20 protein-coding genes and 1 other RNA gene are annotated in these 20,580 nt (G+C 33.4%); 11 read left to right on the top strand and 10 right to left on the bottom strand.

What is annotated here, in order from left to right:
• Positions 1-33: 33 nt before the first annotated feature.
• Entirely contained in the window at positions 34-2,265 is a 2,232-nt protein-coding gene (gene katG / locus P7122_RS05740; protein WP_278004823.1) for a catalase/peroxidase HPI, read from the bottom strand.
• Between the two features lie 208 nt (positions 2,266-2,473).
• On the opposite strand from katG, the gene P7122_RS05735 reads away from it, so the two are divergent.
• Both P7122_RS05735 and P7122_RS05730 read left to right on the top strand, forming a co-directional pair.
• A complete protein-coding gene (locus tag P7122_RS05735; RefSeq protein ID WP_278004822.1) occupies positions 2,474-2,710 on the top strand; it encodes a putative signal transducing protein in 237 nt (78 codons plus the stop codon).
• A complete protein-coding gene (locus P7122_RS05730; protein WP_278004821.1) occupies positions 2,707-3,426 on the top strand; it encodes a hypothetical protein in 720 nt (239 codons plus the stop codon). Before P7122_RS05735 ends, P7122_RS05730 begins: the two co-directional genes overlap by 4 nt.
• Here the strand turns inward: P7122_RS05730 and P7122_RS05725 are convergent.
• On the bottom strand, positions 3,423-5,048 hold the full coding sequence (locus P7122_RS05725; protein ID WP_278004820.1) for an ABC-F family ATP-binding cassette domain-containing protein: 1,626 nt from the start codon (positions 5,046-5,048) through the stop codon (positions 3,423-3,425). The genes P7122_RS05730 and P7122_RS05725 overlap by 4 nt on opposite strands.
• A 168-nt stretch (positions 5,049-5,216) precedes the next feature.
• Here P7122_RS05725 and P7122_RS05720 point away from each other — a divergent pair, with 168 nt between their 5' ends.
• Positions 5,217-6,665 (top strand): TlpA family protein disulfide reductase, encoded by a 1,449-nt coding sequence (locus tag P7122_RS05720; RefSeq protein WP_278004819.1) that lies wholly within the window; start codon positions 5,217-5,219, stop codon positions 6,663-6,665.
• Positions 6,666-6,696: 31 nt separating this feature from the next.
• Here the strand turns inward: P7122_RS05720 and fsa are convergent, their stop codons facing one another.
• From fsa to ffs, 4 genes are all read right to left on the bottom strand, one after another.
• Complete coding sequence (fsa, locus tag P7122_RS05715; protein WP_278004818.1) at positions 6,697-7,350, bottom strand: fructose-6-phosphate aldolase; 654 nt, start codon at positions 7,348-7,350, stop codon at positions 6,697-6,699.
• A 119-nt stretch (positions 7,351-7,469) separates the two neighbouring features.
• Complete coding sequence (locus P7122_RS05710; RefSeq protein WP_278004817.1) at positions 7,470-7,874, bottom strand: hypothetical protein; 405 nt, start codon at positions 7,872-7,874, stop codon at positions 7,470-7,472.
• A 46-nt stretch (positions 7,875-7,920) separates the two neighbouring features.
• Positions 7,921-8,724 carry an SDR family oxidoreductase gene (locus P7122_RS05705; protein WP_278004816.1) on the bottom strand — a complete coding sequence of 268 codons (804 nt, stop codon included), beginning with the start codon at positions 8,722-8,724 and terminating at the stop codon, positions 7,921-7,923.
• A 92-nt stretch (positions 8,725-8,816) separates the two neighbouring features.
• An RNA gene (ffs, locus tag P7122_RS05700) (signal recognition particle sRNA small type) lies at positions 8,817-8,915 on the bottom strand.
• Between the two features lie 88 nt (positions 8,916-9,003).
• On the opposite strand from ffs, the gene P7122_RS05695 reads away from it, so the two are divergent.
• From P7122_RS05695 to P7122_RS05670, 6 genes are all read left to right on the top strand, one after another.
• Positions 9,004-10,032: a glutaminyl-peptide cyclotransferase gene (locus P7122_RS05695; protein WP_278004815.1), complete on the top strand. Its 1,029-nt coding sequence runs from the start codon at positions 9,004-9,006 to the stop codon at positions 10,030-10,032.
• 7 nt (positions 10,033-10,039) lie between these two features.
• Positions 10,040-10,429 carry an acyl-CoA thioesterase gene (locus P7122_RS05690; protein WP_278004814.1) on the top strand — a complete coding sequence of 130 codons (390 nt, stop codon included), beginning with the start codon at positions 10,040-10,042 and terminating at the stop codon, positions 10,427-10,429.
• Between the two features lie 82 nt (positions 10,430-10,511).
• On the top strand, positions 10,512-11,279 hold the full coding sequence (locus tag P7122_RS05685; RefSeq protein WP_278004813.1) for a BamP family beta-assembly machinery protein: 768 nt from the start codon (positions 10,512-10,514) through the stop codon (positions 11,277-11,279).
• A gap of 9 nt (positions 11,280-11,288) precedes the next feature.
• Positions 11,289-12,050, top strand: a complete 762-nt coding sequence (locus P7122_RS05680) for a BamP family beta-assembly machinery protein (protein WP_278004812.1) — start codon at positions 11,289-11,291, stop codon at positions 12,048-12,050.
• 164 nt (positions 12,051-12,214) lie between these two features.
• Positions 12,215-13,786 carry a hypothetical protein gene (locus P7122_RS05675; RefSeq protein ID WP_278004811.1) on the top strand — a complete coding sequence of 524 codons (1,572 nt, stop codon included), beginning with the start codon at positions 12,215-12,217 and terminating at the stop codon, positions 13,784-13,786.
• A 79-nt stretch (positions 13,787-13,865) separates the two neighbouring features.
• Positions 13,866-14,459 carry a hypothetical protein gene (locus P7122_RS05670; RefSeq protein ID WP_278004810.1) on the top strand — a complete coding sequence of 198 codons (594 nt, stop codon included), beginning with the start codon at positions 13,866-13,868 and terminating at the stop codon, positions 14,457-14,459.
• A 78-nt stretch (positions 14,460-14,537) separates the two neighbouring features.
• Here P7122_RS05670 and glyA read toward each other — a convergent pair whose 3' ends face one another.
• Entirely contained in the window at positions 14,538-15,812 is a 1,275-nt protein-coding gene (gene glyA, locus P7122_RS05665) for a serine hydroxymethyltransferase (protein ID WP_278004809.1), read from the bottom strand.
• A 111-nt stretch (positions 15,813-15,923) separates the two neighbouring features.
• Here glyA and fahA point away from each other — a divergent pair, with 111 nt between their 5' ends.
• Positions 15,924-17,222, top strand: a complete 1,299-nt coding sequence (gene fahA / locus P7122_RS05660) for a fumarylacetoacetase (protein ID WP_278004808.1) — start codon at positions 15,924-15,926, stop codon at positions 17,220-17,222.
• 97 nt (positions 17,223-17,319) lie between these two features.
• Entirely contained in the window at positions 17,320-18,501 is a 1,182-nt protein-coding gene (locus tag P7122_RS05655) for a hypothetical protein (protein ID WP_278004807.1), read from the top strand.
• A gap of 186 nt (positions 18,502-18,687) precedes the next feature.
• Here the strand turns inward: P7122_RS05655 and P7122_RS05650 are convergent, their stop codons facing one another.
• From P7122_RS05650 to P7122_RS05640, 3 genes are all read right to left on the bottom strand, one after another.
• On the bottom strand, positions 18,688-19,599 hold the full coding sequence (locus P7122_RS05650) for a T9SS type A sorting domain-containing protein (RefSeq protein ID WP_278004806.1): 912 nt from the start codon (positions 19,597-19,599) through the stop codon (positions 18,688-18,690).
• A gap of 126 nt (positions 19,600-19,725) precedes the next feature.
• Positions 19,726-20,115 carry a bacillithiol system redox-active protein YtxJ gene (gene ytxJ, locus P7122_RS05645; RefSeq protein ID WP_278004805.1) on the bottom strand — a complete coding sequence of 130 codons (390 nt, stop codon included), beginning with the start codon at positions 20,113-20,115 and terminating at the stop codon, positions 19,726-19,728.
• Between the two features lie 48 nt (positions 20,116-20,163).
• Complete coding sequence (locus P7122_RS05640; RefSeq protein ID WP_278004804.1) at positions 20,164-20,580, bottom strand: response regulator; 417 nt, start codon at positions 20,578-20,580, stop codon at positions 20,164-20,166.

Genomic DNA, 20,580 nt, shown 5'->3' with positions numbered 1-20,580 from the left:
TCCTTTTAAGGTTTATTTGCTATTAACCAGTTGTTACTTTAAATCAAATCTATCAGCATTCATCACTTTAGTCCAGGCAGCAACAAAATCATTTACAAATTTTAATTCGGCATCATCTGCAGCATAAACTTCACAAACTGCTCTCAGTTCTGTATTAGAACCAAAAATTAAGTCTGCTCGTGTTCCTGTAAATTTCACTTCTCCTGTTCTACGGTCTCTTCCTTCAAAATGAGTTTCTTCATCAGAAGTTGCGCTCCATGTGTAGGTCATATCTACTAAATTCTTAAAGAAATCATTGGTAAGATGGCCTACATTATCAGTAAACACACCATGCTTAGAACCATCATAGTTAGCACCCAATACTCGCATACCTCCAACAAGAACTGTCATTTCTGGTATTGACAATGCCATTAAATTAGCTTTATCAATCAATAAGTCTTCTGCTTTTACACTAACATTGGCGTTCATATAATTTCTAAATCCATCTCCAATAGGTTTTAAATAATTGAATTGCTCAATGTCGGTCTGTTCTTGTGTAGCATCTCCTCTACCTTGAGAAAATGGAATAGACACACTATGACCTGCTTTGCTTGCTGCTTCTTCAATCGCTGCATTACCTGCTAAAACAATTAAATCTGCCATAGAAACATCTCTACTAAATTCATTTTGAATACCTTCTAAAACATTTAATACTTTATCTAATTCTTTAGGGTTGTTTACTTTCCAACTTCTTTGAGGCTCTAACCTTACACGTGCACCATTTGCTCCACCTCTCTTATCAGAGTCTCTATAGGTTGAGGCAGAAGCCCAAGCTGTTCTTACCAATTCTTGAATGGTTAATCCTGATGCTAAAATCATTTTCTTTAAAGATTCAATATCAGAATTACTTAATGTGTAGTCTACTTTTGGTATTGGATCTTGCCAAATTAAATCTTCTTTTGGCACTTCTGGACCTAAGTAACGATCTTTTGGACCTAAATCTCTGTGTGTTAATTTGTACCAAGCACGCGCAAAGGCATCTTCAAATGCTTTATGATTTTCATGAAAATGTTTTGAAATTTTTAAATACTCTGGATCTGTCTTTAAAGCAATGTCAGCAGTTGTCATCATTAAAGCTTGTTTCTTAGAAGCATCGCCTGCCATTGGTGCCATTCGGGCTTTAGATTCGGCTGTTGGTGTCCATTGATGTGCTCCTGCAGGACTTTTGGTTAGCTCCCAATCGTAATTTAAGAGTACATCAAAATAATCGGCATCCCATTGTGTTGGGTTTGGTGTCCAAGCTCCTTCAATTCCACTTGTAATGGTATCGTCTAACACACCACTCTTGTATGTGTTTTTCCAACCTGTACTCATTTCTGCCATAGGTGCACCATGTGGCTCAGCGCCAACATATTGTCCTGGATCTGCTGCACCATGTGCTTTACCAAAAGTATGACCTCCTGCAACTAATGCTACAGTTTCTTCATCATTCATTGCCATACGTCCAAAAGTTTCTCTTACATCGCGAGCAGAACCCATTGGGTCAGGTTTACCATCTGGTCCTTCTGGGTTTACATAAATCCAACCCATCATCACAGCTGCCAAAGGGTCTTCTAGATCTCGTTCATTATAATTATCGCTATTGCCATAACGCTCTTCATTTGCTCCCCATTCTGTTTCGCTTCCCCAATATACATCTTGCTCTGGCTCCCAAATATCTTCTCTTCCACCAGCAAAACCAAAGGTTGGGAATCCCATAGATTCTAAGGCTACATTACCTGCTAATATCATTAAATCTGCCCAAGATATTTTGTTCCCATATTTCTTTTTAATAGGCCACAATAACAATCTTGCCTTATCTAAGTTACCATTATCTGGCCAGCTATTAATTGGTGCAAAACGTTGATTACCTGTACCTGCACCACCTCGTCCATCGCCAACTCTATATGTACCTGCACTGTGCCATGCCATACGAATCATAAAACCACCATAATGTCCATAATCTGCTGGCCACCAATCTTGAGAATCTGTCATTAAGACCGTTAAATCTTTTTTCAGTTCGTCGTAATCAAGACTATTAAATGCATTAGCATAATCAAAATCTTCTCCAAGTGGATTAGATTTGGTAGCATGCTGTCTTAGGATATTCAGCTTTAACTCGTTCGGCCACCAATCTCTGTTCTTTACACCTCCTCCACCAACTGTGGTTTGCTTTCCACTAAGAAAAGGGCATTTACTTGCTTCGTTTTCATTAAGCTCAAATGTGTCTGTGTTGTTATTGTCCATTATTTTAGTTTTTGATTATAATTTCAACAGTTTAAAGTTAATAAATTATAGATTCAATAATAAGTGTGATTATTTTTTAAAATTATTTTAATATAGTTTTTATTTATGATTTTTAAATTTTTAATAATTAAAAATTATTTTTAAGTTTTTTAATAGCTTATTAATCAAAAAAATTGTAACTTATATAAGGATTTTAAAACCTACAGACATGAGCACATCAGAATACACAAAAGTTTACTCTGGCAATTTTATTCTTGTAACCAGAGTTAAAGACGAATTAGAAGCTAAAGGTATTGTACCTATTGTAAAAGATGAAGGCGAGTCTCAGCGATTAGCTGGTTATGGCTCAATGAATCAAGGCTTTCAGGAAGTTTTTGTTCATAATGATGAATTGAAAGATGCTCTTGAAATTATTGACCAAGTTAAAGCCGAGATGGAAGCATGAGGTTTAGAATCTATAGATACGCTATAATTTTCTCATTATTTTTTAATTGCAATCATGATAGTAAACACTTAATTACAGAAAGCACATTTAAGAACAAGACTTTTGTCTCTTATTATGAAACTGAGAAAGATTCGTTAATTATTGAATTTACTGATACAACTTACCAATATATAAATTATAGTAAAGAAAAACGTAACTGGCGCATTACAAATTATAATGATTCAGATTTTTTAATTCTAGATAAAATTGCAATTGGGATTAAACAACTAAATGATTCCGTTTTTAAATGTCATAATGTGAGTCATGATGATATGAAATTTGAAATGATATTAAAAAATCCTAAATGGAGTGAAGAAAAGCTATATGGTAAATGGGTTGAGGATATATATTTAGAAAAGTCTGAAGATTTCTTTCCACCTCCACCACCTCCAATTCCTGAGAAATACGATTGGCCACCTTATTATGAAATTTCAGAAGATAAAATAACAAATAATCATTATGATATTAATGAATCAAAGTACGAGTTAAATAATTCAAATGAATATCTATTTACCAACTTGAGAAGTCACATTTATGATAAAGAAATCAAATGGCGAATTAAAAGTGTTACCGATTCAGTAATGATTATAAATCGAATGATTGAAAAACAAAACTATAAATTTGAATTTCAAAATACTTTCTCTAAAGATGTAAAATTAATTCGAATGAATAATTAAACAGTAACACCATACATCTTTTCACGCTGCTCCTTGATCTTTTTATCACTCATATATTCATCAAACGTCATATAACGATCTATTACTCCATTTGGTGTTAACTCAATAATTCTGTTACCAACTGTTTGTGCAAACTCATGGTCGTGGGTAGTTAACATTACTGTACCTTTAAAGTTTTTGAGTGCATTGTTAAATGCTGTAATACTTTCAAGATCCAAGTGGTTTGTTGGCTCATCTACCATAACAACATTTGCTCTCATCATCATCATACGACTTAGCATACAACGTACTTTTTCACCTCCAGATAATACATCAGATGTTTTTAAAGCTTCTTCTCCACTGAAAATCATCTTCCCAAGGAAACCTCTAATATAAACCTCTTCTCTTTCCTCTTCTGTAGTTGCCCATTGACGTAACCAGTCTACTAAGCTTAACTTATTATTAAAATATTCTGAGTTATCTAAAGGTAAATACGATTGGTTTGTTGTAACTCCCCATTCAAATTTACCTGAATCGGCTTGTTCTTTTCCGTTAATAATTTGATAAAACGCAGTTGAAGCTCTAGAATCTTTGGAATAAATAACAACTTTATCACCTTTTGCCAAGTTAATATCTACACCTTTAAATAACACTTCGCCATCGATGCTTGCCGACAAACCTTCAACATTTAAAATCTGATCTCCTGCCTCACGCTCACGCTCAAAAATAATAGCTGGATAACGACGACTACTAGGCTTAATATCAGCAATATTTAACTTATCTATCATCTTTTTTCTACTCGTAGCCTGCTTAGATTTAGCAACGTTAGCCGAGAAACGACGAATAAATTCTTCTAATTCTTTCTTTTTCTCTTCTGCCTTTTTGTTTTGTTGTGCACGCTGTTTAGCTGCTAACTGAGACGACTCGTACCAAAATGTATAGTTACCAGAGTAATGGTTAATTTTTCCGAAGTCAATATCAGAAATATGAGTACAAACAGCATCTAAAAAGTGACGGTCGTGAGATACGACTATAACACAGTTATCGTAATTAGCTAAGAAGTTTTCTAACCAAGAGATGGTTTCGTAATCTAAGTCGTTGGTAGGCTCATCCATAATTAATACATCTGGACTACCAAATAAAGCTTGTGCTAGTAAAACACGTACTTTTTGCTTACCATCTAAATCTCCCATTAAAGAATAATGCAAATCTTCTTTAATACCAAGATTAGAGAGCATTGCTGCAGCATCACTATCTGCATTCCAACCATTCATTTCTTCGAACTCTACTTGTAGCTCTCCAATTTTCTCAGCATTTTCGTCTGTATAATCTGCATATAACGCATCTATCTGAGATTTTAACTTATATAATGGTTTGTTTCCTTTAAGAACTGTTTCTAATACAGTGTCTTCATCATGCTTGTTATGATTCTGCTCTAACACAGACATACGCTTGCCTGACTCCAGGTGTACATGCCCAGATGTTGGATCCATTTTTCCTGCCAAAATCTTTAAAAAAGTAGATTTTCCTGCACCATTAGCACCTATAATTCCATAACAATTTCCGTTATTGAATGTGGTGTTTACTTCATCAAAAAGGACACGTTTTCCAAATTGAACTGAAAGATTAGAAACTGATAACATAGCTTATAATTTTAGTCTTTATTACTATTCGATTTTTGAGAGTGCAAAAGTAGAAAAATTAAGCGATTGAGCGAAATAAATGACTCGTATAACAAGATTTAACTAGGTATTAACAAGACTTGATGCCTCCATCATATATTTTTGTTTGCAAACTATAGTAAAATCAGCATGTTTTCTAGATATATTTCACTTTCAATATTACTATTATTCTTGTCGTTTGGATGCAAAACAAGCACCAACAACGACAACTATGCTTATGTTGGTGGTGAAATTGTAAATCCTAAGAACAATAGCATCATTCTTTTTAATACAAAAGGGAAAATTGTTGATTCAATAACGCTAGATAGTAATAATAGATTTATATATAAGGTTAAGGATTTAAATCCTGGTTTATATTCTTTTACTCATGGAGGTGAATATCAACTGGTTTTGCTAGAACCTAATGATAGTGTAATGTTTAGACTAAACACTTATGATTTTGATGAGTCTTTAGTTTTTACAGGTGAAGGTGCCAGAAAAAACAATTACCTTATTGAAACCTACTTAGCTAATGAACAGCAGGCTAAAAAACTTGTGCATTATGCAAAAATGGAACCTGAAGAGTTCAATGCTTTTGTTGAAGAAAGACGTAATAAGGAATTAACCAAATTTCAAAATTTCCTTCTTAATAAAGAAGAATCTGAATTGTTTAAAACAATTATTGAAACCAACATTAACTACAACTCTTACGCAGACAAAGAAATTTATCCTTTTGCTTACTTTGGAAACAACAAGCTGATACATATAAAAGACTTACCCGAAAATTTCTATGCTCACAGAGCGCTTGTAGATTACAACGCAACACACCTAAGTCATTTGTATGCCTACAATCGCTTTTTATTTACACACATAGACAATATTGCTGCTCATAACTATTACAAAAAACATAATTTTCATAGCACTTTTAACAGACATGCTTTAGACTACAACAAGTCTAAATTAGATTTAATAGACAGTATTGTTTCTGATGAAGTCATTAAAAACAGTCTCTTAAAGTACAAAACCAGAGATTTTGTAAGCCATAACCACACAGAAGTTGAGGCTAACGAAATGCTAAACTACTATTTGGATAAAAGTACAAATGCAGAAGATAAAGCTTACATAAACGAGTTGGTTTTGTCTTTAAAGCTTTTAAGACAAGGGAATCCTATACCAAACCTAGAAGTTATAAATTACGATAACACCGAGTATAATCTTGGTTCTATTATAGAAAAGCCTACAATAATTTACTTTTGGTCGTCTAATTCTAAAATGCAATACAGAAATAGCCATTATAGAGTTAGAAGCTTAAAAAATAGCTTTCCTCAAGTAGAATTTGTTTCAATAAATCTTAATTCTAATGATGATAGATCTTGGAAAAGCATCATTAACAATTACGATTTTCCAACTGAAAACGAGTATAAATTCAAGTTTCCTGCTAAAGCAAGAAAAGTACTTGCTGTAAATTACCTCAACAAAGCTATTATTGTTAACGAAAACGGAATGATTCTGCATCCTAATGTTAACATTTTTAAATCTGATTTTACAGAAATGCTTGGAGACATGCTACAAAAAAGGCACCTCATTGCTAAACAATAAGATGCCTAAAATATTTAAGAACGATAAAATCTTAATTCCCTTTCTTATAATCTGCTAAGAATTTTTCTAGACCTATATCTGTTAAAGGGTGCTTTAACAATCCTGTAATAGAACTTAAAGGTCCTGTCATAACATCTGCACCTAGTTTTGCACAATCTATAACATGCATTGTATGACGTACAGAAGCCGCTAATATTTCGGTATCGAAAGCATAGTTATCAAAAATATGACGAATCTCTGCAATAAGATTTAAGCCATCTGTAGAAATATCATCTAAACGACCAATAAATGGAGACACATAAGTAGCACCTGCTTTTGCAGCTAATAATGCTTGTCCTGGTGAGAATACTAACGTTACATTAGTTTTAATTCCTCTGTCTGAAAAATATTTACAAGCCTTTACACCATCCTTTATCATAGGAAGCTTAACAACAATCTGGTCGTGTAACTCAGCCAAGGCCTCACCTTCTCTAACCATACCTTCAAAATCTGTAGAAATAACTTCTGCAGATACATCTCCTTCTACAATATTACAGATATCTACATAGTGTTTCATAATATTGTCTACACCTGTAATACCTTCTTTTGCCATTAGTGACGGGTTTGTAGTAACACCATCTAAAATACCCATATCCTGAGCTTCTTTAATCTGGTCTAAATTGGCTGTGTCAATAAAAAATTTCATCTAAAATAAATTTGATTTGTTGTGTTTTTTAGTTGTCGCGAATTTACAACTATTAGCAATGAAGACTTTAAAGAAGTTAATAAAATATATTAACAAATTACTAAGAATAGAAACACAGATTATTCTACAATAAGCGTATATGTTTTTGAAGTTCCGTAGTTACATAACTCCACAGGATCATCGTCATAGTCATTTCTAAACGGTCCTTCAACCTCTAGATAAATAACGATATCGAAAATACCTGACACTTCTGGAGTACCTTCTAAACTAATCGTTCTGTAGTTTACAAAATAATCCATTCCTGCTGGAAGACCTACAACATCAAAATAATAATCGTAGTCATTATCTCTAGGCTCGTTATTAATTTCAGCACTCAGATCTACGTAATAATAACTCTCTGTGCTACCAATAGGAAATTCTTTATTGGGCAATTGCGGTTCTTTTGGAAAAATACATAATGGCTCACGGCAACTAGATACTAAAGCCAGAAACAGAAGTGTTGTAATGAGTAGAGGTTTTTTCATAATAGCTAATTTAAAATTCAAACCTCAAATAATGTACCAAAATGATTTACAGCTTATAATGATTCATCAATAGCTTTTCGTACATCTTGTCTGGCAACACACGCTTAAGTACAATTGAAAACTTCTGCATAAACGCACCTACTTTGTAATGAATCTTTGGCGATTTAGTTTCTATTACTTTATAAATAGCCTCTGCCATTTCTTTAGGATCTCCTCCTTCATCAACATGCTCATCCATAGTTTTTAAAGAATGTCCGTACTTTTCTTTGTATGGAGAATCTTCTAAAACTGGTGCGTGGTATCTGCCTGCAGCAATATTGGTAGCAAAATCTCCAGGAGCTACATTAGTCATTTCAATATTAAAATCTTTGAGCTCCATTCTAAAGGCTTCGGTTATAATTTCTAAAGCGCCTTTACTGGCACTATAAACACCTCTAAAAGGCAAACCCATATAACCTGCAATCGATGTTATATTAATAATTAAACCAGAGTTTTGAGCTCTCATAGTCGGCAAAGTAGCCTTTATTACATTAATAGGACCAAAAAAATTAGTTTCAAAATTTCGTTTTATTTCTTCATCCGGAATTTCTTCAACTGGTCCTGTAATGCCTGCTCCTGCATTATTTATAAGTACATCTATTCGGTTTTCTTGTTTTAAAACTTCAGCAATGCAAGTCGAAATCGTTTCGGGCTTTGTAACGTCTAAAGCAACTATTGGAAATTTACTGTTTGGATAATTCTCAGGATTTCTGCTGGTTCCGAATACTTTAAACCCTTTTTGTTGCAAAAATTCTCCTATTGATTTACCTATTCCTGAAGATCCTCCGGTTATTAAAACAACTTTAGACATAATAATAAAATGTGTGTTTTGAAGCTAAAAGTACAAAGTTTAAGAATATGTTATGTTTTGTACTTAAAAGAGATTTCACTTTAGCGCATAAAAAAAGGCAAGCTACCTACATCACACCGCTACGACCGCGTACCTTTGCTACGTTCCCGTCCTGGAGGATTAAGCAGGAGCTGGTTGTGTAGGACTTGCCGGCTGCAAAGATACAATCTTTTAATACTTTCGCAATGATTTTTAAACTGAATTTTATTTAATAACTTGCTTAAAATTTAAAAACAGAACATGCACCTTTCCAAATACCTCATTATCTTTTGTTTAAGCCTAGTTTTTATTAACTGTGGTGAAAAAAATACTGCTAACCAAACAGGCTTATCTATTGATCTTAATACCAAATCGTTATTACTGGGCGATACATTAAACCTTACAATCAATAATCCTAAGAAATTAAACATTACAAATGTAAGCTACCAGCTAGACGGAAAATCTATCACTAAAAATGAAGTGTTAGACAATATTACTCTAGGCGAGAAATCTTTGGTTGCTACAATAAATTACGATGATAACACTGAGACTGTAAGCAAAACCATAACCATCTATAACAATATAATTACGCCTGTTTACAGTTATGAAATTGTAAATACCTATCCACACGACATCACGTCTTACACGCAAGGACTAGAATTTCATAATGGAGAATTGTACGAAAGCACAGGACAATACAAGGAGTCTAAACTTAGAAAAGTAAATTTTGAAACAGGAGAGGTTCTAAATAACGTAAACCTTGATGACAATTTTTTTGGAGAAGGTTTAACAATTTTAGACGAAAAAATATACCAACTTACATGGAGAGCAAAACGTGGTTTTGTATACGACGTAAACACGTTTGAAAAATTAAAAACTTTCAATTACGGTACAAGCCAAGAAGGTTGGGGAATTTGTAACGATGGTAAACAACTGTATAAATCTGATGGTACCGAAAAAATCTGGATTCTTAATCCTGATAATCTTACTGAAGGGCATCATATTGAAGTCTATACTGAAAAAGGGAAAATTCCAGCATTAAATGAGCTGGAATGGATTGATGGTAAAATATTTGCCAACATTTATCAAAAAAATGGTGTGGTTATTATTAATCCTAAAACAGGAGGTGTAGAAGGTGTTATTAATTTTACTCCTCTTAGAAAATTAGTAACACAACACAACGAGCTAGATGTTTTAAATGGTATTGCTTACCATCCTGAGCGCAAAACTATTTTTGTAACAGGAAAAAACTGGGACAAACTTTTTGAAGTAAAAATTAAAAAGCAATAAGCATACTTTGCAAACTTTTGAAAAAACCATCACTGTTTCTAAAGACGACTTAGACCAACTCAACCACGTTAACAACGTGCGTTATGTGCAATGGGTACAAGATATTGCGGAAGCACATTGGTTAAAAAATGCACCTAAAACCATTTTAGACAACTACTTCTGGGTAATGCTAAGTCATAATATTCAGTATAAAGGTGAAGCTTTATTAGGAGATGAGTTAACTGTAAAAACCTTTGTTTCAAAATCAGAAGGCCTCACCTCTATTCGTCATGTAGAAATCACTAATAACACTAATGATAAGCTCATAGTTACATCTGAAACAAAGTGGTGTTTTATGAATACAGCAACCAAAAAGCCTGCGAGAATCCCTACAGAGGTTGCCAAACTATTTGATTAACATTTCTTTAGGTTAAAGTTTTTTTAATCTTAACTTCGGTTTAGCTGATAAAGTGTTTCTTTAAAGCACTAATCAATCAATAATGCGTTTTTTACTGACCTTTTTGCTCTTTTTGTCTTTCTATTATAACTTATCTGCGCAAACCTTGTCTGGTAAAGTTTACGACACTAAGACGGTTGTTAAGGATATGAAAGTCATCAATAAAACCCAGAATATCCTAACAGTAACAAATAAAGATGGAGACTTCAGTATTGAAGCCAAAGTCAATGACACCATCTCGTTTCAATCCATTTTTTACCATCCATTAGAAGTTGTACTAAAGCAATCGCATTTTGATGATATTAATGTTTTTGAAGTTGAGGAAATTGTAAGTGAACTTGATGAAGTAGAAATTCAATCCGAACCTGAGCAACCTGTTTTTGAAGAGGAAACTTACAACCAAAACCTTCAAAACCTTATTAAGGAAGACATAAAACGCAATCCAGGCTTATACCAACCGCCAAATGCACAATATGGTGTTGACTTTATTTATCTAATAGATCAGGTTGTGAAACTCTTCAAAAAGAAAAACAAACACAAAGCACCAGTTTATCATCCTGTTACATACAAACAAATGGATTCTCTATTTTCGGAAAGTTCGTTTTTCAACAAACAACTTGTCACTGAAAACCTCAAAATACCAGAGGATAAAGCCAAACTCTTCTACGATTTTTGTTCTGCTAAAGGCATAAGTTCAGAATTATTAAAGGATGAAAACAAAATGCAACTTTTAGAAAAATTGGTAGTTAACAGCCAGTTATTTCTCATCCTTCTTGATGAATATGGTGAAGAAACCGTAAATAAAGATTAAATATTACCTATGCGCTATTTTATTATCATTACGGCCTTGTTTTTTTACCACAATCTTAGTTTAGCACAAACCATTAAAGGAAAGGTTTTTGATACTAAAAATGTGGTTAAGGATATGAAAATCATCAACAAAACCCAAAATATCCTTACCTTTACTAATAAAGACGGAAACTTTAGTATAGAAGCCAAAGTCAACGACACACTCTCTTTTCAATCCATTTTTTACCATCCTTTAGAGGTGGTTGTTAAACAATCTCATTTTGAAGACCTAACTGTTTTTGAAGTCGGTGAAATAGTCAGTGAGTTAAATGAAGTTAAAATCAATAATGAAAAGAAGAATAAGTTTGACTCTATATCTTATTACTCTACCATAAAAACTGAACAAAAAAACCTATCAAAGAAACCATTGGTAAAAAGTGGAGATAATTTAATGCCTACTTTAGATCTTAAATTACTTTATAAAGGCATTTCAAAACTTTTTAGAAAACGGAAAAATGAAAATATAAAAAACAAAATTCCAGTAGACTATCAAGAATTAGAATCATTTTTTGCAACAAATGATTTTTTTAATAAAGAGCTATTTACTTTAGATTTAAAAATTCCTGAAAACAAAATCAACCTTTTTATCGATTATTGTGCCGAGAAAGGTATTAGAAAAGAATTATTAAAGGACGAAAACAAAATGCAGCTTTTAGAAAAATTGGTAGTTAACAGCCAGTTATTTCTTATTCTTCTTGATGAATATGGTGAAGAAGCTACGACAAAAGACTAATCATTGTCATCCGTACTTGATACGGAATCTTTCCATTTTTAAACAGAAGATTTCTGCCTTACTTCGACAAGCTCAGTGTCACTGCTATACTATAATTTATACCACTGCATACTAAATCATAACTTCAAAAGTTATATTTTTAAGCCAAATTATATTTATCTCTTATGAAGCGATTGTTATCCTTCCTTATTTGTTTTATTGTTTTGTTATTCTGGAGTTCTTGCCGTAAAGATTTTGAATTCTCTCCAAGCACAGGAAATTTAGAATTTGCAAAAGACACGGTTTACCTGGATACTGTATTTACAAACATTGGCTCTAGTACATATAACCTAAAAGTATATAACCGAAGTGATGAAGATATTGTAATACCAACCATTCAATTAGAAAATGGTGTCAACTCTTTCTACCGAATGAACGTAGATGGCACCACAGGATTAGAAGGTGCACAGCAAGGAAAATTCTTTGAAAATGTAGAGCTTTTAGCTAATGATAGTTTATTCATTTTTATAGAAACTACCATTGACATTTCAACGCTATCTACTTTAGAAAATCAGTTCTTATACACAGATAAAATACTATTCGATTCTGGAAATAACCAGCAAGATGTTGACTTGGTAACTTTGGTAAAAGATGCTGTGTTTATCTATGCCAACAGAGATGAAGATACAGGTATTATTGAAACACTAACTTTTGATGTTGATGGTGATGGCACACCTGACGAAACCACACTACAAGGTCGCTATTTAGAGAACGACGAGCTTACATTTACCAATGAAAAACCTTATGTAATTTATGGTTATGCTGGTGTTGGCGCAGGACAAACCTTAACAATGGAACCTGGTGCTCGTGTACATTTTCATGCCGATTCTGGTATTATTGTTACCGAAGGAGGAACACTAAATATCAATGGAGAACTTAGCACAGATCAAGAGGCTTTAGAAAATGAAGTCATTCTCGAAGGAGATAGATTAGAACCGCTTTTTGAAGATGTACCTGGTCAATGGGGAACCATTTGGTTATTTGATGGTAGCGAAAACAATACTATTAATTATGCAACTATTAAAAATGCAACCATTGGTGTATTATCAGAATTTGGACAGAACGACACAAATGATAAATTAAGTATTTCAAACTCTCAAATCTATAATTCTAGTGCTTTTGGTTTATTGGGAAGAGCCACCTCTATCACAGCAGAAAACCTAGTGATTAATAACTCTGGTCAATCGTCCTTTGCTGGCACTTTGGGTGGAAAATATAATTTTACACACTGTACCATTGCCAATTACTGGAATAGCAGTTTTAGACAATACCCTTCACTTCTACTTAACGATTATACAGTAGGAGAAAACAACACAGTTTTTACTAACACTACCCAAGCTGAGTTTACAAACTGTATCATTTACGGTAACGACAATCCTGAATTACTATTAGAAAATGAAGGAGATGACTTTACCTTTAAATTTACCAACTGCCTTATAAGATTCAACAACTCTAATTTGGAAGGCACCGGAAATTATGTGTTTAGCGATGCAACACGTTACGAAGGTATTATCCGTAATGTAGATCCGGATTTTGAGAATCCTTTTGAAAACCTAATGCGTATAGGTGAAGATTCTGGTGCTAATGGACTTGCAGATTCAACATTTAGCACATTTGCTGATATTTTGGGAACTTCTCGTAGTGCAGATTCAGATTCTGGCGCTTATGAAAGTGTAATTTTTGAAGATAATGATTAATAAATAACCTTTATTCTGTTGTGGTACAATAATTGATTCATTTAAAGAATCAATTATTAATCATTAAACGAATTAAGTTATGAAATCAAAAATCATTAAAAAAAGTCTAGTCGTACTTTTATTCTTATGCTTTGTCTCTAAAACTAAGGCACAATCTAACGACCTCAACCTCATTAACTTTATTACTATTCAAAATCTTAGTGAAGACATCTCTTTCTTTGAGGGTAAGCTAATTTTAGAAAATAATGAAGTTCTTACAGGTAACATCAGTATTAATCACAACAACAAGGAAGATTACGAAACCATACTACAAACAGATAAAGGATATGCCTATATCAGCAATGAAGATATAGCCTCTATTACGCTGTTTGGCAGTGAAAATGATGAACTTTATAAGTCAGAGTTTATAAAGTTTGAAAACAGTAACAAATTTTACAGAGAGCTGTACAAAAAAGATGATGCTAATGCTATTTACGACCTTTTAGAACAACCGTTTGACAATAAAACAATGAACGACGTTTATGTTTTAGAGGACAATGAGTTAATAAGCATCAATAACTTTTGGTCTTCAGGACCAAAAAAAGATGTCATCAACTACATTAATAAAAGGGATGGCACGAATTACAAAAGAAAAGATTTTGAAACGCTAAATGAATTGCTTTCAAAATTGTAAAAAACAAAAAGCCTTTCAAGATAATTGAAAGGCTTTCTTATAATTGTCATTCTGAACTTGTTTCAGAATCTTTTTTAATTAAGCATTAAATAAAGGTCTGCCTCCCATAAGTTCATTTACTTTTTCAGCAACACCTTCTAGTACCGTTTCATTTTCAAAATTATTGATAACCTCATCAATTAAATCCACAACATAAGCCATATCAGTTTCTTTTAAACCTCTTGTAGTAATGGCTGGTGTGCCTACTCTAATACCAGAAGTCACAAAAGGAGATTCTGTATCAAACGGTACCATGTTTTTATTTACTGTTATGTCTGCTTTTACTAGAGCGTTTTCAGCATCTTTACCGGTAATGTTTTTATTTCTAAGATCTATAAGCATCATGTGGTTATCAGTTCCACCAGAAATTAAATTATAATCTTTAGCCACAAAAGCTTGTGCCATAGCATCAGCATTCTTTTTAACTTGTAGCATATAATGTAAAAACTCGTCTGTAAGCGCTTCTCCAAAAGCAATCGCCTTAGCTGCTATAATATGCTCTAAAGGTCCACCTTGATTTCCTGGGAACACACCAGAGTCTAATAAACCAGACATCTTACGAAGCTTACCATTCTTTAAAGTAATACCAAATGGATTATCGATATTTTCTCCCATCATTATCATACCTCCTCTAGGACCACGTAATGTTTTGTGCGTCGTTGTAGTTACCACGTGGCAATGTGGCATTGGGTCGTTAAGAATACCCTTTGCTATTAAACCAGCAGGATGCGAAATATCTGCTAAAAGCACAGCACCAACACTGTCGGCAACCTCTCTAAACTTTGCAAAATCTATATCTCTAGAATATGCCGAAGCACCAGCTATAATAAGTTTTGGTTGTTCTTTTTGTGCTTGATCTGCCAACATATCATAATCTATGTAGCCTGTATCTTTCTTTACACCATAAAATGTAGGTCTGTATAATTTTCCTGAAAAATTAACCGGAGAACCATGTGTTAAATGACCTCCATGAGATAAATCGAAACCTAAAATAGTATCACCTGGTTTTAAACACGCATGAAAAACAGCAGTGTTAGCCTGGCTTCCAGAATGAGGCTGAACATTTGCATAAGCAGCACCAAACAACGTTTTAGCTCTATCTATAGCAATTTGCTCAACTTCATCTACAACCTCACAACCACCATAGTAACGCTTACCTGGATAGCCTTCAGCATACTTGTTTGTTAATACAGAACCTGCAGCTTCCATAACCTGGTTGCTTACAAAATTCTCTGAGGCAATAAGTTCTATACCTTCTGTTTGGCGTTCTTTTTCAGCCTGTATAAGTTCAAAAATTTGTTCGTCGCGTTGCATAAATAAAGTCTTTGTTAAAACAAAACAAAAATAAGCAATACATTAGTTTTAATATCAAAAATTATGTAGGTTTGAATAGAAAATAATGAACATTTAATCAACAAATATATTATGCCAATTTCAGCCAACGACCCAAATAGAACATCGTGGTTATACGTTAATAAATACTCAGACTTCCCTATTCAGAATATTCCTTTTGGTGTGTTTTTAACCAGAGAAGACATTATTACTATAGGGACACGTATAGGTGATACAGCAATAGACCTTGGTGCATTACATCAGTTAGGGTATTTTGAAGGAATTCCTTTAACTGACGATATTTTCCTTCAAGATTCATTAAACGATTTTATCGCTGATGGTCGTAAAACCTGGCGCGCTGTTAGAAACAGAGTTGCTGAAATTTTTGATTCTAATAATGATGAATTAAAAAACAATACTAAGCACAAAGAGATTATTTGTTTCAGACTAGACGAGATTGAAATGCAAATGCCTGTGCTTGTTGGCGATTACACAGATTTTTATTCTAGTAAAGAGCATGCAACAAATGTAGGTACCATGTTTAGAGATCCAGACAATGCTCTTTTACCAAACTGGTTGCATATTCCGGTTGGTTACCATGGTCGTAGTTCTTCTATCGTTACTACACATATACCAATACACAGACCACAAGGGCAAACAATGCCAGAAGGTGCAGACAAACCTGTTTTTGGTCCTAGTAAACTGGTAGATTTTGAATTAGAAATGGCATTTATTACTACAGATGCTAATGATCTTGGAGAGCCTATTCCTATTGAAGAAGCTGAAGAATACATCTTTGGATTGGTTGTTTTTAACGATTGGTCTGCAAGAGATATTCAAAAGTGGGAATACGTACCATTAGGACCTTTCTTGGCTAAGAATTTTGCATCATCTATGTCGCCTTGGATTGTAACGCTAGATGCCTTAGAGCCTTTTAGAGTGGCAAGTCCTAAGCAAGATCCAGAACCGCTTCCGTATTTAAAAACTAAAGGAAAACACAGTTTTGATATTCATTTAGAAGCCGGAATTATTCCTCAAGGCGGAAAAGAAACTACGGTTTGTAAAACCAACTTTAAGCACATGTACTGGAATATGGCTCAGCAATTAGCACATCATACTGTTAATGGTTGTCCTGTAAATGCTGGAGATATGATGGGTAGTGGTACCATCTCTGGACCAACAGAAGACTCTTACGGTTCTATGCTAGAGTTAACATGGAAAGGGACTAAGCCTGTGAAATTAAAGGATGGTACTGAGCGCAAATTCATCAACGATTACGACACTGTGGTAATGAGAGGCTATTGCGAAAATGATGATGTTCGCATTGGTTTTGGTCAAGTAAAAACACAGTTACTTCCTGTTTTTAATCCTAAAAAGAAAAGTAAGATTTAATCACATACACATTACCATAAAGCGCTATTAATTAGCGCTTTATTTTTTTGGCACGAACATTGGTTTATACTTTGTATAACCAATAAAATACAAGATTATGAAACGATTTTTACTATTTACAGTCCTTGTTTCGGTACTCGTATCTTGTAGTGCCAAAAAACAAATTGAAGAAGCTATCAGCCATGGTAATTATGACCAAGCCATTTCTGAAGCGCTAAGAAAATTAGAAAACAACAAAGACAAAAAGCGTAAGCAAGACTATGTAATCATGCTAAAAGAAGCTTATGATAAAGTCTTAATGGAAGATTTGGCACAAATTGAACATCTAAAAAAAGATGGCAATCCTGAGTTATACAAAACTATCTATGAAAGCTATGCCGATTTAGAAGCTAGACAAAATGCTATAAAACATGTAATGCCTCTAAAAATAAATGGTAAAACTATTAGCTTTAGTTTTAACGATTATAGCAACGCATTGGTTGAGTACAGATACAAAACCTCAGACTATTTAATGGATAAAGGCTTGGATTTGCTAGATACTGAAGACAAATTCAACGCACGTGAAGCCTATAGCCTTTTTGATTACGTAGATAGCATTAACCTAAATTTTGAAGATGTTAGAGACTTAATGCAAGAAGCACACTTTAAAGGTATGGACTATGTACAGGTGTCTATTTTAAACGAAACGCACCAAATAATACCACAGCGTTTAGAAGCTGAACTTTTAGATTTTAACACCTATGGTCTTAATCAATTCTGGACAACATACCACGCTATCGCAGACAACACCATAGACTATGACTTTGCTATGGAGCTACAATTAAAGCGTATCAACATATCTCCAGAGCGTGTTAACGAAAGACAGTTATTAAGAGAAAAGCAAATTGTTGATGGTTGGGAATACCTTTTGGATGACAACGGTAATGTAGCCAAAGACAGCTTAGGCAACGATATTAAAGTGGATAAGATTGTAAATGTTAGAGCGAGATTTTTTGAAGTGTTACAAACCAAATCCTCACAGGTTATTGCAGATGTGGTCTATAAAGACTTAAAACAAAACCAGGTTATTGATGCCTTTACTATAGATAGCGGATTTACGTTTGAAAATGTTTTTGGACGTTTTAAAGGAGATAGAAGAGCACTTAACAGAGACGATGTTAACTTATTAAGACAAAGACAAGTTAATTTCCCAAGTGATGAGCAAATGGTTTACGACTCTGGTGAAGACCTAAAACTGAAACTAAAAAACATTATCAGTTCGTATCGTTTGAATAGTTAGTAATAAAAAACCTCTCAAAATTTGAGAGGTTTTTTTATTGATTACGCTTATCGTTCTCGGCTATGAGTAGTTGCATGGTTTAGCACTTAAGTTTGCAAGTACACACTAAGCTGAAAATCCTCAAAGATTTTCAGAAGTGGGCAAGAACAAGCAAATTACCTATCACCATTGTTTGCAAACGTTTTTTTATTCTTTTATAAATTTAATTGTATTTCCATTTTCAAATTTCAAGAAATACATTCCATTTGTAAAATTGCTAATATCAATTTGTTCATTTTCAGAAATAATTCCTTTTTTAATTTCATTTCCAAGAACTCCAAAAATGGTATATGGCTCTTTTGAATCTAAATTTGAAATTTGAATAAATTCTTTTGATGGGTTTGGAAATACTTTAATTTTAGTATCATAATTAAGATCATTTAATCCTAATACATTTGTAGCGCTAACTTTTATATCATCAAAAAGCATTTCCTCTTGAGAACCTAAAGAATTAAAAAGAATTCTAACAGACATAGAATTTCCTGTACTTGAAATTGAACTTGAAATTATTTGAGAATTTTGGTCAACTAATATATCATTACCATCAATGTTAATACCATCTGAACCTGAATCGTAATAAAAACGGGTATCTGTTCCACCACCACAACTTATTATCGTTTGATATGCTCCACCGTCAATAGATATTTGTACTTGCAATATATCATTAGTTTCATACCTATTTCCATCGTTTCCTCTAGGTGCAGCTAGACGAAATTCAAAAGCTAAACCACTAGCTCCAGTAATATCTATTGGATTTGTTTGGATATAATGATCCTCAGCTGAAAAGCCAGCTCCATCGTAATCCTCTAATGCAATCACATTTCCAGAAAATCCTGAAGTGGCGTTTCCCAGAGGTAAGCTAGAAGGTATAGCTCTAGTTATATAATCTGCTGCTACAGTCATAAAGTTGACTGAACTCCCAGATGCATTGTATAGTTGATATGTATCAAAATCAGTTCCTTCAAAATCATTGAAGTATAAAGTGGTTTGAGCATTAGAAAGTGAAGGGATAATAAGCATTAAAGCTGCTAAATTCAAAAAAGTGTAAAATTGTTTCATTTGTTAATATTTGGGTTTAATGTTTGCTAAAGTAATGATACAGTTCCGTTTCAATGAACTATATCTAATCAATGAACAAAGTACACCTTTTTATCCCAACAAATCAATACGTAACCTTACGTAGTTTTAAATAAACTTTACCAAATCCATATCATTAATAGCTCCATGGCTAGCATGTGCTACCACTACTCCATTTTTTATCACCAGAAGTTGTGGTGACTCGTGTAGTACTTGAAATTTATAACCAACCTCGTTAGAGACCTCTCTGTAGCTCAATAAGTCTAGGTAATACAAATCTGTATTAAGATCTAGATTGTAACTAGCTACAAACTGGTTCATTACCATGCGACTAATACCGCAACGTGTAGAGTGTTTAAAAATAAGTTGCGTTTTAGTTTTAGAGCGCTCGACTATATGATCTAGCTCATCAGTGGAAGTTAGCGGAATCCAGGGTAATATTTTTTCTTCTTTATTTTGTGAAGATTTTGTGTCAAAAATTTTGCTAAAAAAACTCATTAGTTATAGTATAAAAATATGTTATGTATAGGTAGTCTACAAACAACACTATAACTTACCTTCTTCGTAAAGTTCATTAATAATTCTTCTAAGTTCGCCTGGTTTTATTGGCTTTATAATATAATCTGAAATCTCGCTTATGCTTTTAGCGCGTTCTATATCAACAGAATCAACAGATGAAGATACCATATAAATAACTATTTTCTTTCCAACCTTGGGTTTTATTTTTACATACTCTTCCATAAACTGAAAACCATCCATTATTGGCATATTAATATCCAATAATATAACGTCTGGTAATGCTTCAGGATTATCAATGTTATCTAAGAGAAAGGTAAATGCCTCATCTCCATCAGAAAAGACTTGTATCTTCTCTTTAAGACCTATAGTTTCGAGAGCCTTTACAACGGTGTATTGGTAAATTTCATCATCATCTACAATACATACTTTAAAATAACTGTTCAT

This window comes from Winogradskyella marincola (assembly GCF_029624125.1).
Classification (GTDB): Bacteria; Bacteroidota; Bacteroidia; order Flavobacteriales; family Flavobacteriaceae; genus Winogradskyella; species Winogradskyella marincola.
The sequence above is the reverse complement of the archived record's forward strand: the minus strand, read 5'-3'. Positions and strand labels throughout refer to the sequence as shown.

Coding starts and splice junctions, on each gene's coding strand:
- ytxJ (WP_278004805.1), bottom strand. CDS start 20,115: ATGAGTTTTTTTAGCAAAATTTTTGACACAAAATCTTCACAAAATAAA.
- P7122_RS05655 (WP_278004807.1), top strand. CDS start 17,320: ATGAAACGATTTTTACTATTTACAGTCCTTGTTTCGGTACTCGTATCT.
- P7122_RS05695 (WP_278004815.1), top strand. CDS start 9,004: ATGCACCTTTCCAAATACCTCATTATCTTTTGTTTAAGCCTAGTTTTT.
- fsa (WP_278004818.1), bottom strand. CDS start 7,350: ATGAAATTTTTTATTGACACAGCCAATTTAGACCAGATTAAAGAAGCT.
- P7122_RS05675 (WP_278004811.1), top strand. CDS start 12,215: ATGAAGCGATTGTTATCCTTCCTTATTTGTTTTATTGTTTTGTTATTC.
- P7122_RS05705 (WP_278004816.1), bottom strand. CDS start 8,724: ATGTCTAAAGTTGTTTTAATAACCGGAGGATCTTCAGGAATAGGTAAA.
- P7122_RS05730 (WP_278004821.1), top strand. CDS start 2,707: ATGAGGTTTAGAATCTATAGATACGCTATAATTTTCTCATTATTTTTT.
- P7122_RS05710 (WP_278004817.1), bottom strand. CDS start 7,874: ATGAAAAAACCTCTACTCATTACAACACTTCTGTTTCTGGCTTTAGTA.
- P7122_RS05720 (WP_278004819.1), top strand. CDS start 5,217: ATGTTTTCTAGATATATTTCACTTTCAATATTACTATTATTCTTGTCG.
- P7122_RS05670 (WP_278004810.1), top strand. CDS start 13,866: ATGAAATCAAAAATCATTAAAAAAAGTCTAGTCGTACTTTTATTCTTA.
- P7122_RS05650 (WP_278004806.1), bottom strand. CDS start 19,599: ATGAAACAATTTTACACTTTTTTGAATTTAGCAGCTTTAATGCTTATT.
- katG (WP_278004823.1), bottom strand. CDS start 2,265: ATGGACAATAACAACACAGACACATTTGAGCTTAATGAAAACGAAGCA.
- glyA (WP_278004809.1), bottom strand. CDS start 15,812: ATGCAACGCGACGAACAAATTTTTGAACTTATACAGGCTGAAAAAGAA.
- P7122_RS05680 (WP_278004812.1), top strand. CDS start 11,289: ATGCGCTATTTTATTATCATTACGGCCTTGTTTTTTTACCACAATCTT.
- fahA (WP_278004808.1), top strand. CDS start 15,924: ATGCCAATTTCAGCCAACGACCCAAATAGAACATCGTGGTTATACGTT.
- P7122_RS05685 (WP_278004813.1), top strand. CDS start 10,512: ATGCGTTTTTTACTGACCTTTTTGCTCTTTTTGTCTTTCTATTATAAC.
- P7122_RS05735 (WP_278004822.1), top strand. CDS start 2,474: ATGAGCACATCAGAATACACAAAAGTTTACTCTGGCAATTTTATTCTT.
- P7122_RS05725 (WP_278004820.1), bottom strand. CDS start 5,048: ATGTTATCAGTTTCTAATCTTTCAGTTCAATTTGGAAAACGTGTCCTT.
- P7122_RS05640 (WP_278004804.1), bottom strand. CDS start 20,580: ATGAACAGTTATTTTAAAGTATGTATTGTAGATGATGATGAAATTTAC.